General features: G+C 56.9%; 11 protein-coding genes and 3 pseudogenes. 9 read left to right on the top strand and 5 right to left on the bottom strand.

Features of this window, described 5'->3' with window-relative positions; genetic code table 11:
- Window positions 1-138: 138 nt before the first annotated feature.
- The gene (locus UB23_RS08750) at window positions 139-1,029 is read right to left on the bottom strand and encodes a lipase family alpha/beta hydrolase (RefSeq protein WP_045058953.1); all 891 of its coding nucleotides are present in this window, start codon (window positions 1,027-1,029) and stop codon (window positions 139-141) included.
- Window positions 1,030-1,339: 310 nt separating this feature from the next.
- Between UB23_RS08750 and UB23_RS08745 the strand changes: the two genes are divergently transcribed.
- The gene (locus UB23_RS08745) at window positions 1,340-1,870 is read left to right on the top strand and encodes a ferritin-like domain-containing protein (protein ID WP_045058952.1); all 531 of its coding nucleotides are present in this window, start codon (window positions 1,340-1,342) and stop codon (window positions 1,868-1,870) included.
- A 58-nt stretch (window positions 1,871-1,928) separates the two neighbouring features.
- Here the strand turns inward: UB23_RS08745 and UB23_RS08740 are convergent, their stop codons facing one another.
- Window positions 1,929-3,998, bottom strand: a complete 2,070-nt coding sequence (locus UB23_RS08740; RefSeq protein WP_045058951.1) for an AsmA family protein — start codon at window positions 3,996-3,998, stop codon at window positions 1,929-1,931.
- 388 nt (window positions 3,999-4,386) lie between these two features.
- Between UB23_RS08740 and UB23_RS08735 the strand changes: the two genes are divergently transcribed.
- Both UB23_RS08735 and UB23_RS08730 read left to right on the top strand, forming a co-directional pair.
- Window positions 4,387-4,899 (top strand): hypothetical protein, encoded by a 513-nt coding sequence (locus tag UB23_RS08735; RefSeq protein WP_045058950.1) that lies wholly within the window; start codon window positions 4,387-4,389, stop codon window positions 4,897-4,899.
- A gap of 157 nt (window positions 4,900-5,056) precedes the next feature.
- Window positions 5,057-5,689, top strand: coding sequence for a TetR family transcriptional regulator (locus UB23_RS08730; RefSeq protein ID WP_045058949.1), 633 nt, complete (start codon window positions 5,057-5,059; stop codon window positions 5,687-5,689).
- A 143-nt stretch (window positions 5,690-5,832) separates the two neighbouring features.
- On the opposite strand, the gene UB23_RS08725 is transcribed toward UB23_RS08730, so the two are convergent.
- Together UB23_RS08725 and UB23_RS28395 are read right to left on the bottom strand one after the other, a co-directional pair.
- Window positions 5,833-6,468 (bottom strand): hypothetical protein, encoded by a 636-nt coding sequence (locus UB23_RS08725; protein WP_045058948.1) that lies wholly within the window; start codon window positions 6,466-6,468, stop codon window positions 5,833-5,835.
- A 440-nt stretch (window positions 6,469-6,908) separates the two neighbouring features.
- Window positions 6,909-7,087 (bottom strand): annotated as a pseudogene (locus tag UB23_RS28395) (transposase); the annotation flags it as partial.
- Between the two features lie 110 nt (window positions 7,088-7,197).
- Here UB23_RS28395 and UB23_RS30690 point away from each other — a divergent pair.
- Together UB23_RS30690 and UB23_RS08720 are read left to right on the top strand one after the other, a co-directional pair.
- Window positions 7,198-7,377, top strand: a pseudogene (locus UB23_RS30690) (hypothetical protein); the annotation flags it as partial.
- A gap of 60 nt (window positions 7,378-7,437) precedes the next feature.
- Window positions 7,438-7,990: pseudogene (locus UB23_RS08720) on the top strand (TetR family transcriptional regulator).
- A 29-nt stretch (window positions 7,991-8,019) separates the two neighbouring features.
- Here the strand turns inward: UB23_RS08720 and UB23_RS08715 are convergent.
- Complete coding sequence (locus UB23_RS08715) at window positions 8,020-8,838, bottom strand: hypothetical protein (RefSeq protein ID WP_152644258.1); 819 nt, start codon at window positions 8,836-8,838, stop codon at window positions 8,020-8,022.
- A 285-nt stretch (window positions 8,839-9,123) separates the two neighbouring features.
- Here UB23_RS08715 and ureE point away from each other — a divergent pair, with 285 nt between their 5' ends.
- Genes ureE through UB23_RS08695 form a run of 4 tightly spaced genes read left to right on the top strand, consistent with a single transcriptional unit; the run spans window position 9,124 to window position 11,523 of the window.
- On the top strand, window positions 9,124-9,624 hold the full coding sequence (ureE, locus tag UB23_RS08710) for an urease accessory protein UreE (protein ID WP_045058946.1): 501 nt from the start codon (window positions 9,124-9,126) through the stop codon (window positions 9,622-9,624).
- Window positions 9,621-10,295, top strand: coding sequence for an urease accessory protein UreF (locus tag UB23_RS08705; protein ID WP_045058945.1), 675 nt, complete (start codon window positions 9,621-9,623; stop codon window positions 10,293-10,295). Before ureE ends, UB23_RS08705 begins: the two co-directional genes overlap by 4 nt.
- 9 nt (window positions 10,296-10,304) lie before the next feature.
- On the top strand, window positions 10,305-10,919 hold the full coding sequence (gene ureG, locus UB23_RS08700) for an urease accessory protein UreG (RefSeq protein ID WP_045058944.1): 615 nt from the start codon (window positions 10,305-10,307) through the stop codon (window positions 10,917-10,919).
- A gap of 31 nt (window positions 10,920-10,950) precedes the next feature.
- Entirely contained in the window at window positions 10,951-11,523 is a 573-nt protein-coding gene (locus UB23_RS08695) for a HupE/UreJ family protein (RefSeq protein WP_045058943.1), read from the top strand.
- The last annotated feature ends 108 nt before the right edge of the window (window positions 11,524-11,631 follow it).

Raw genomic sequence — 11,631 nt, 5'->3', positions numbered from 1 at the left:
AGATGTGTATAAGAGACAGGGGTTTTAACGTTGGGTGGGGTGATTCTCTCGGAGCGCTGGACGACTGTTTTGGGGCGCAAAATCAGGGTTGCCTGATTGAAAAGATCGCAGCCTTCGGACGATCTTTTGATCTTGATCTTACAAGCCCGCCGCTTTCAGCCGCGCCGCATGTTCGACGAACAGGCGGATCGGTTCGGCGCCCTTGCCCACCAGTCCCAGCGACTGATTGACGATATCAAAGTGATCCAGCGGATAGTTGTCGCCAATCACCGTGCCCAGGTGCGAGCTGTAGCGTCCGACCATGCCGTCGCAATGCCCGGCTTCACGGACGAAGGTCCTGGCGAATAACCGGCAGCTGCGGTTCGTCCCGTCAATCAGATTGCGCCCACGATCGGTCTTGCCCGGTTGCAGAGTGCCCGACCACGAGTAGTACCGCACCCCATTCACCAGTTCCGGGCCCTGGCCACCCCAAGTCAGCGGCAAGCCCTGGGGATACCGTTGATTGAACAGCGCCACCCCCTCCGTGGTCAGCGACTGGTGGGAAGCCGGGATATCGACCGGCAACTTCGGCCCGCGATAGCCCGTTTCAAGCAGGCTCATCACGGCACCAATCAACCGCAGCAACACGCTGAGCACTCGCCCCTTGGCGCCCTGCGCCGGATAGTGCCTTTCCAGGTAGTCCGCCAGTTCAGAGCCATGATTGGGCCCCGCCACCGAAGTCACCGACGCCACCCGGTCGGGACGCATGGCAGCGGCATAGCGCGCGGTCAGCGAGCCCTGGCTGTGGCCGATCAGGTTGACCTTCTCTGCCCCTGTTTCCCGCAGAATCTCGTCAATTCGGGCCAGCAACTGTTCACCACGAACTTCGCTGGAATTGAGGGGAGAGACCTGCACCGCGAACACGGTTGCACCACCACGGCGCAACGCCGAGATGATCCCGTACCAGTAGGGATAAAGCAGCAACCGCACAAACCCGAGCATTCCCGGGACCAGCACCAATGGATAGCGCGGGGCTGAATCTTGCGACATGGGCGGACTTCCTTGTGAGGGACAGGTAGGGCAAGCGCGATGCAAGACCTCAGCCAAGCATCACTGCAACAGATGACAACTCGACGACCGAGACCTGGCAGTAAGCAAGCGGCATCCATCGGTGCACACCGCCCTTTTCGTGGCGACAGGACGAAGTGCGACTGTCGGGCCTGATGCCACGTCAGAGCGCATCGGACGGACAGCCGACAATCTCGTAAAACTTTTCACCGCACTCATTACTCACACTTTAAGTAGCGATCACGTCCCCCAGAGCCGTGACGCCAACCGGATTAGCCTCCAGGAGAACGAGATGAGCGACATGCATTTGTCTGATGTAACCACCCTCCGCGCCCGCGCCCGGCAGAACGTCGAAAACGGTGCGGTGACCGAAAGCTACAGCGCCAACCTCGACGAAGTGCTGCGCCTGCTCAATGAGTCGCTGGCCACTGAACTGGTGTGCGTGTTGCGTTACAAGCGCCACTACTTCATGGCCAACGGCTTGAAAGCCCACGTTGCAGCCGAGGAGTTTCTCGAACACGCCAAACAGGAAGGCCAGCACGCCGACAGGCTTGCCGAGCGCATTGTGCAACTGGGTGGCGAACCGGAATTCAACCCTGACACGCTGTCCCGCAACTCTCATGCGCAATACGTCGCTGGCAACTCACTGAAAGAGATGGTCTATGAAGACCTGGTGGCCGAGCGAATTGCGATAGATAGCTACAGGGAAATCATTCAATACATTGGAGAGAAAGACCCGACTACCCGGCGTATTTTCGAAGACATCCTGGCTCAGGAAGAAGAGCACGCGGATGACATGGCAGATATTTTGAAGGACCTCTAACCCCACGAGCCTTATCGCCCCCAAGCGACGATAAGGCTCGCCCTTCCTCAACACCAGCCTAGTTCTTTACAGTTTTCGGCGCCTTGCCCGCCTTCATCTGCTCAAGCAGTGGCGCGCACTGATTCGGCTCACCCCCGCTAGGTGCAATCAGTGCCAGCAAGCCGGCGGCAGGCGCCGCTATCACACCCAGGGCCACCATGCCGGCACCACGCAATAACAGCGGTACCGCCTTCACACCCGCATCCGGCTTGATGAACTTGCCCCGCACGTACAGGGGAGATCGCAGGGAAATCAAGCGCCAGCCCTTGGATTCCGGGGTAATCGCCAGGTCCAGTTGCTCGGTCGCCATGTTTGCCGTGCCATCGATATAGATGATCGCGTTCTCGGTATCAAATACAAACAGGCGCGTCGTCGCCAGGCCCGTCTTGATATCGAAGTCGGCAGCCGCGCAGTTGATCTTCACCTCTTTGTCGCCAAAGATCTTGCCGACTATATAGTTACCCACATTCAATCCGGCCAGTTCCATCAGCTCACGACTGATCGCACCATCGTTGATCAGCATCTTCAGATTGCCGTTGGAGGTCGCGAGGAGTTTGGCGACCGAATTGCCCCGCCCGGTGATGTCGGCATCGCCATTAAGCTCGCCGAAACTGGTTTTCATCGGTTCGAAGGTCGGGAACAGCTCCTTGAGCTTGAAGCCCCGCGCGGTCAGCTTGGCCTGGCCTTCCAGGGGCTCGGTACGGCCGTTCAGGCGAATCTGCGCATCCAGCTTGCCGCCCGCCACGCCGAAACGCAGTGGTTCCAGGCTGAGCACTCCGTCGGTGAGCACCAGGTGGGTATACAGGTCGTTAAAGGGCAGTTTTTCGCTGTGGACGATGCGCTTGCCGGTGAATTCGACATCCGCGTCCATGTCGCGCCAGCGTTCAGTCTTGAACTCCTCGACTGGCAGCACCTTGTCGGTCGGCTGCTTGCTTTCGCCACCACGTGCTTTCTGTTTGGCGTTGGAATCCGCACCAATCAGCGGCGCGAGGTCGGCAAACAGCAATTGGTTGGAAACCAGTGCGCCGCTGAGTTTGGGTCGTGGCTTACCGGCCAGGTAGGCCAGGCTGCCGTGAATATCGCTTTCGCCAATCTTGCCGTTGAATTCTTCATAGCGGAACAGCGCACCGCCAGGCTCATGCAGCTTGGCGATCAAATGGCCGTCCGTAGCATAAGGCGGGGTGTCCGGAAGTGTGACGCCCGTCAGTGGATACAGGTTGCCCAGGCTCGCGCCCGCCAGCTTCAGGCGTAGATCCAGTGCGCCAAGGTTAAGCGGATCGGTCAGGGTGCCGGCGAGTTCCACCCGGGTGTCGGCAATATTGACCTTGGCCTGCAGTGGAAACGGTCTGTCTGAGTCCTGCAACGCCAGCAAGCCGCCGATCTTGCCTTCGCCGTTGAGCTTTTGCTGGTGATATTGACCCTTTACCTTGATACCAAACGCGTAATCCTGCGGCGCAGCGCCCTTGTCCTGCGCAGTCTTTGCCGCCTTTTCGCCGACGATATCGCTGAACGGGATTGGCTTGCCAAGTGGGTCGATCAGCACATCAAGTTGGGTTTTCAGGCTCTGGTCATCGAGGGTAACGTGGCCCTTGTCGAAACCAATGGCGCCAATGTCCACCACCCAACTGGACGGTTCGGCATAGGGATCCTTGGGATCGAACTGGAACGTCCAGTTCGCACGACCGTCGGCCAGGCGCTGCAGATCGGCATTGGGCCCGGTCAGGTCAATTCTCGGGATGACCACACGCTGCGCCAGCAAGGCCAGGGGCGAAATGCGCAACTCCACGCGCTTGAGCGTGACCATCTGGGGCTGCTTCGACCACTCGGGGTTGCCCAGGCTCAGGTCCTCGGCCACCACATGCGGCCAGGGCACCCACGCGCGCCAGCCGCCTTCCTCGGGCTCGCGCTGCCAGACCACAGCCAGGTTGCCGTTGATGGCGAACGGACGGTGCAACTCCTCGGACACCTTGGCATTGAGCGGGGGTTTAATGCGGTTCCAATCGAAGAACACGATGATCAAAACCAGCACCGCCAGCAGGACTAACAAGCTGGCGAGGGTCCAGGCAATTACTTTTCGAGTGCGCGTCATTGCACAGGGCTCCTTGATACGACTGAGCGCCCTGACCGCGACGCACGTTTTGAAATGCAGGCCAGAACCGGCCTGTCATGAGATCTACGACTGAAAAATGGCCCGCAGGTTTAACCGAAATCCCGATTAATCCTCAAATAATCGTCCCGGGACAGACTGCCCCCTCGATAAGGCGTTACCGACACCGCACTTTTACGTCGCACGTGTGAGTCGAAAATACCCACCCCGGTGCGAAAACACCCGCCGGAAACGCCCGGTCTAGAGCCATTTCGCAGAACAATCAATTCCGTTGATTATTACCATTGCGTTTATGAACTTTTATATCGACTTATCGAGAGTAGCATTGACCTCGTACCCACTTTATCGCCCCCCCAAGGAGCAACCCATCATGAAACGCCAATTACTGCTAAGCCTGACCCTTTCCATGCTGGCCAGCACCGCTTTCGCTCTGCCAGCTGCTGACCAGGCTACCCCACAAGTCAAAGACAGCCGCTCGGTATTCAGCCAAACCATCGCTGCCGACGGTTCGGATCGCACTCCACAAGGCCAGACCCTGGCTGAAGGCGGTAACGATCGTTTGAAAGAAAAAGGCCTGATCACCCAGGACGGCTCGGACCGCACTCCACAAGGCCAGACCCTGGCTGCTGACGGTTCCGATCGTACGCCACAAGGCCAAACCCTGGCTGCTGACGGTTCCGATCGCACTCCACAAGGTCAAACCCTGGCTGCTGACGGTTCCGATCGCACTCCACAAGGTCAAACCCTGGCTGCTGACGGTTCCGATCGCACTCCACAAGGTCAAACCCTGGCTGCCGACGGTTCCGATCGTACCCCACAAGGCCAGACCCTTGCCGAAGGTGGTGGTGACCGTGTAATCGAACGCAACAGCGCCTTGAGCTGAGCCCATGGCGGCCCTGAAAAAAAGCCCAGTCTGTCGATTGGGCTTTTGACTTTCTGAAAGCAGCAAATCCCCGCCTTACCCCTCGATAGTCGTTCGACGCAGGCAAAGCCGATTTGCTAGAGTGCGTCGCTGTCCCTGTCCAGAAATAACCCTGCCGATGCTGCCCCGCGCCGAACAGAAACAACAAACCCGTAGTGCCTTGATGGACGCTGCCCGCCACCTGATGGAATGCGGCCGCGGATTCGGCAGCCTGAGCCTGCGCGAAGTGGCCAAGACCGCCGGCATTGTGCCTACCGGGTTTTATCGACATTTCGCCGACATGGATGAATTGGGCCTGGTACTGGTCAGCGAAGTCGGCCAGACCTTCCGCGAAACCATTCGCCTGGTGCGCCACAATGAGTTTGTCATGGGCGGCATTATCGATGCGTCGGTGCGCATATTTCTGGACGTAGTGTCAGCCAATCGCTCGCAATTCCTGTTTCTCGCCCGCGAGCAGTACGGCGGTTCGCTACCGGTGCGCCAGGCCATTGGCCGTTTGCGTGAAGACATCAGCTCCGACCTGGCCTCGGACCTGTCGCGGATGCCGAAGCTGCAGCACCTGGACATTGCCGGGCTGAGTGTCATGGCCGACCTTATCGTCAAAAGCGTGTTCGCCACGCTGCCGGATATCATCGACCCGCCCGTTGACGCGTTGCCGGAACACCTGACACCTCAGGCGAAGATCACCCAGCAACTGCGCTTTATCTTTATCGGGCTCAAGCACTGGCAGGGGCTGGGGAGCACCGAATGAGCGCTCACCCAACTTTGTTCCAACGAGGAAATGGGTGTGCCGATGACGTCCTAAAACCCTCTTGGCACCTATGTAAGCAGGACAGTCTTTACAGCGAGCGAACACATTAAATGTGCTACTAACGATATGTACTCATATACCCCTCAAGAAGCGTTTTGCGGTGTAGCACTTGCCAGCGTGGCCTCCCAGGCTGCAAAAGCCTCATTAAAAATTTGCATTGTCTCCGGACCCGTACGCAACTTATTTATCAAAAGTTCGAGTTTAATTTGACGATGAGTTTGAACAACGTCCCCACGGTCATTAGTACCAACCTCTAGCACGCCAGAATCTGCTAGTACAGCATTCATTAAAGCAAAATCCATTTGGCTTATAGCTTCACAAGTGTCCCGCCTATATAATCGCTCTAGCGCCGGCCGCATGGTAGTTAATACTGCCAAATTACCTTGGATAATTAATTTATAATCCTTCGACCACTGCTTGATTTGTTCATCAGTCTTAGCTGAAGTACTTTGGCTTACGTGCATGCGTATGTTATTTGTCGCACCCAACTTTTCCTTTTCCTTTCTAGAGCCCTGTTTCCTTATAACAACATCAAGTCCATCCAAATCCGCTTTAATTTCCAAGACTTGAAATTTGGAAAACTTAATAGAAGTGTTATTCACTTTTTCTAAGATATTTACAAGCTGGGAGAGTTTTACTCTACCCGCATTCTGTGCAGCCTTACGTTGACTCTGAATATAGGAAACAATAGAGTCCGCTCCCACACTATCGATTGGCATCTTTTACCCAGCCTTCAGCAATTAAAGTCAAGAGATAGTACATGCACACCTAATGATCTCTTGTAAAAAACGCTCTAAAGTATAAAAATTTAGCATTTTCAAGGAGACAGAAAACGCACCACATAGACACACCTCCCTGCCGTAAGCATCCTCGTTTGTAACGCAGCACGGAACACACGCACTTGTGGGAGGGGGTTCCTCACGAATGCAAGTAGTCAATCACTATCAATTCGTTTCATACAGCGCATTGGCAAGCACGTTGAATAGCCACCTGGCGACTCCCACATTTGATGCATGACAAATCTTCACCCACCAATATGATTCAACATCTTGCAACAATCGCCAAGGTCCGTAGGTGTTTTCCTACACTTCGCCCGATTGGCAAGCCCCTTGCTCTAGCCAGCATTGTCCTTTGCTGGAAGCTTTCCGATGCTGGTGATTGACCATGGGCCGAAGCGCTCGGGCATGTCGCGCCAGGCAGCGCCCGAGCAGAGCCCCAGAGCACGACGTTGAGCATCAGTCGATCATTCGCCCGTGGGCGTCCATTCCGGCGCGATTCACTGAAAATGTCTGCAACCAAATCCCAGGCTGCGTCGGGAAGTTCGTACCGTTTGGCCATCGTGGGCTCCAGCCTTTGATGGACGCGCACTTTACTGAGTCCCGACGATTGCTGGGTTCAAATGAGTTTCAGCTGATTTCGTACAGAGCCTAGCCAGCACTTCCTTTGCTCTGCCAACCGCCGACCCGGCTACACCGCAAGTCAAAACCAGCCACTCGATATTCAGCCAGAACGTCGCTGCCGAGGGTGGTGACCGCACGCCATAGGGCCAAACGCTCGCCGAAGGTGGTAATGATCGCCTGAAAGAAAAAGGCTTGATCAACCAGGATGGCTTGCCCCCGGATCCCCGTTCGCCGGCCAAGCCGATTTGCTAAAGTGCGCCGCTGTCCTGTCCAGAAATAACCCTTGCGATGCTGCCCCGCGCCGAACAGAAACAACAGACCTGCAACGCCCTGATGGACGCCGCCCGCCATTTGATGGAATGTGGCCGAGGATTCGGCAGCCTGAGCCTGCGTGAAGTGGCGAAAACCGCCGGGATCGTGCCCACCGGTCCGCCTGGTGCGCCACAATGAGTTTGTCATGGGCGGCATTATCGATGCGTCGGTGCGCATCTTTCTTGACGTGGTGTCAGCCAATCGCTCGCAATTCCTGTTTCTGGCGCGCGAGCAGTATGGCGGTTCGCTACCGGTCCGCCAGGCCATTGGCCGCTTGCGTGAAGACATCAGCTCAGACCTGGCGTCAGATCTGTCGCTGATGCCGAAGCTGCAGCACCTGGACATTGCCGGGCTGAGCGTCATGGCTGACCTGATCGTTAAAAGCGTGTTTGCCACCCTGCCGGATATCATCGACCCGCCCGTTGACGCGTTGCCGGAACACCTGACGCCTCAGGCGAAGATCACCCCGCAACTGCGCTTTATCTTTATCGGGCTCAAGCACTGGCAAGGGCTGGGGAGTACTGAATGAGTCGCCCCATGCGTTCTTGCGAGCGTCATCTATTTGGCGGGATGCGCCTTTAACAGACTGATCTGATCCTTAGTCAGTTCCGGAGCACCTGAAGCGTCAACACGCAACTTCAACATATCTTTTCTGTCAGAAAGTAAATCCTTCAAACTATTCATTCTATCCTTAATCTTCTCACATTCATCAAGCGCCTGGCCTACTGCCAACCAGCTTTTTGCATATGGATGCGGAGTCGACAAATAATCAGTTTTCATGCCCCATCTCCCTTTGACCTTGCGCTCGGTAACGTGAGAAGGAAGTGTATTGCTGTCTTTATCGAAGCGGTAGTATTGACCAGTACTTATGTAATGCAGCGCCAATTTTTTCAAATTTTCTGGTAGCGCATCCACAGCGAGCTCAACTTTTTCCTGAGCTGTCTTGAGCGTTGACTCCGATCGTTCAAGGTTCCGCACTCCCTTGGAATAGGCTTTTTTTAGATTCTTTTCAACGCAAACACACTGTTCTTTGATGTCAACGGCCTGTTGCTCTTTGACTAATTTGATTTTCTCCCGAGCGGTTCCTGAGAGCTTTCCTTCCACGAGTTCCAAGGCCGTATTTAATTTACCTGTTTTAGAGTAAAACTTAATTGAATTTTGACCCTTTAAAATATCACATATAGACTTGCGACTTTTATTAATACCTTCGAATTGTTCAAAGGAAATATCGGACGGGGCATTACGAACTTCTTTCAGTAGACGTTTAAGAGCCTGACTCTGTACTCTTCCTTTATCCGTTGCTTTTCTAGCGGCATTGGCAAAAGAGGTTTCTGCGCTGCTGAGACCATTAGTAGTACTGCCAGATATACTAAACATAACGCCCCTAAATCAACTATTGCTAAACGACAAACATAGGTTGTACCGACTCCGAACTCTTTCACAAACCGCTCGAATTTAATTCTACCCGCGCGCACCTGCTCTAACATAAACCATGTCCCGCGCGACAAATTAGCTCACTCGGCCTTTAATCGCACCATAACAGTGCGTTAATTTCCAAATGCCTCCCAGATTCTGCTTTTCCCACAGGCATTTCCTACACATCCATAAATTGGCAAGCCCCTTGCTCTAGCCTGAGCATTGTCCTTTGCTGGAAGCTTTCCGATGCTGGTGATTCATCGCAGGATCGACCCTCAACCCGTCTGGGCCGCCGAGTTACACCTGACCTTCGAAGCCCGGAGCAAAAGCCGTTTGCGCTGTTTCAGTGCCGAACAGGAAGACGTCGGGCTGTTCCTGGAGCGCGGTCAGCCGCCGCTGTATGACGGCGAATGCCTGCAGGCTGAAGACGGTCGCGTTGTGCGCGTCTGCGCCCGTCCCGAACAGCTGCTGCACGTCACCTGCGCCAACGCCTTCGAACTGACCCGTGCGGCCTATCACCTCGGCAATCGCCACGTTGCCCTGCAAGTCGGCGACGGTTGGCTGCGCCTGCTCGATGATTACGTGCTCAAGGCCATGCTTGAACAGCTGGATGCCAAGGTCGAAAACATCGAAGCGCCGTTCCAGCCGGAACACGGTGCTTACGGCGGCGGCCATCACCACTCGCGCCACGGCGATGAAGATTTCAACTACCCGCCGAAACTGCACCAGTTCGGCGTGCGTTTATGAATCCGGCCTGGGCGCTGCTGCGCCTGGCCAGTCCGCAATTGCCGATTGGCGGCTACAGCTATTCCCAGGGACTGGAAATGGCGGTGGACAATGGCCGGGTCCATGACCCGGACCCCGCCCGCCAATGGATCAGCGACCAGTTGCTGCTCAACCTGGCTCGTTTTGAAGCGCCGCTGCTACTGGCCCATTGCGAGGCGGCCGCCGCCGACAACTGGGGCGAATTGCTGCAACGCTGCGAGGAACACCGCGCCAGCCGCGAAACCCGCGAGTTGCATCAGGAAAGTCGGCAGATGGGTTATTCCCTGCAGCAGTTGCTCAATGGCTTGCCCGAGCTTGATCCACCGGCACGGGCCTTTCTTGCACAGCGCCCGGAACCCCACCTGGCCCTGGGCTGGGCCCTGGCCGCTCGCGCCTGGCAGATCAGCCCGCAGGACGCTTTGGCCGCCTGGCTGTGGAGCTGGCTGGAAAACCAATTGGCGGTGTTGATGAAAACCCTGCCCCTTGGCCAGCAGGCCGCCCAGCGGCTTACCAGCCAATTGCTGCCCCTTCTGCAGCAGGGCCAGCAAAACGCCACGCGTATTACCCCTGAACACTATGGCAGCGCCGCTTTCGGCCTGTCCCTGGCGTGTATGGCCCACGAGCGCCAGTACAGCCGTCTATTCCGTTCCTAGGAGAATCACATGAATACACAACCCTTGCGCGTAGGGATCGGCGGCCCGGTCGGCTCCGGCAAAACAGCCCTGACCCTGGCCCTGTGCCTGGCCCTGCGTGATCGCTACAACCTCGCAGTGGTGACCAACGATATCTATACCCGCGAAGACGCCGATTTCCTGGTGCGCAACGAAGCCTTGGCCCCGGGACGCATCATTGGCGTGGAAACCGGCGGCTGCCCGCACACCGCAATCCGCGAGGACGCTTCGATCAATCTTGAGGCGGTGGATCAGTTGAACCGGCGTTTCCCGGGGCTGGATCTGATCCTGGTGGAGTCCGGCGGCGACAACCTTTCGGCAACCTTCAGCCCCGAGCTGTCCGACCTGACCATCTACGTGATCGACGTATCGGCCGGCGACAAGCTGCCACGCAAGGGCGGGCCGGGGATCTGTAAGTCCGACTTGCTGGTGATCAACAAGATCGATCTCGCGCCATTGGTAGGCGCGTCCTTGACGTTGATGGACAGCGATACCACACGCATGCGTAACGGCAAGCCGTTCGTCTTCAGCAACCAGAAAACCGGCCAGGGCCTGGAAGAAATCATCGCTTTCATCGAGCGTCAGGGCCTGCTGACCGCGGCCTGACCCTTTCACATTTTCAACAAGGAAGCTCTACATGACACTCAAACGCATTCTCGGCGCCATCGTGCTGCTGCTGACACCGGCTGTCGCCTTTGCCCACCCGGGCCATGGCGACAATGGATGGATCGCGGGTATCAGCCACCCGATCGGTGGCCTTGATCACTTGCTGGCGATGGTTGCCGTGGGTTTGTGGGCGGCGCAGCAGCAAGGCGCCGCGCGCTGGGCACTGCCTTGCACTTTCGTCGGCACCATGTTGCTTGGCGGGATATTGGGCTTTGAAGGTTTGAGTATGCCTGCGCTGGAAAGCGGGATCGCGGCGTCGGTGCTGGCCCTGGGTCTGGCAGTGGCTTTGGCGGTACGTCCCCCTTTGGCCATGGCGGTCGGGGCAACGGCTTTGTTTGCACTGTTTCATGGCGTGGCCCATGGCCTGGAACTGCCTGACATGTCCAGCCCATGGGCCTACGCGGCCGGATTTGTCCTGGCGACGGCGGCATTGCATGCCGCAGGTTATGCGGTGGTTCGAGTGTTGCCGCAGGCAGCGGCGCCACTGGTCAGGCTGGCAGGTGCGGCCTCGGCGGCGACCGGGGCCTGGTTGCTGGCGGGCTGAGTTCTGTATGGCCTGGGCAGGCCTCATCGCGAGCAAGCTCGGCTCCCACAGGGTTCTGTGGATACAGACAATGGGGTTCCAGCCCGGGTCCCCTAGGGGGGTTGTGAA

It is taken from the genome of Pseudomonas sp. ES3-33, assembly GCF_000952175.1.
Taxonomy (GTDB): Bacteria; Pseudomonadota; Gammaproteobacteria; order Pseudomonadales; family Pseudomonadaceae; genus Aquipseudomonas; species Aquipseudomonas gregormendelii.
Note: the sequence above shows the minus strand (reverse complement) of the source record. Positions and strands in the feature narration are given on the sequence as shown.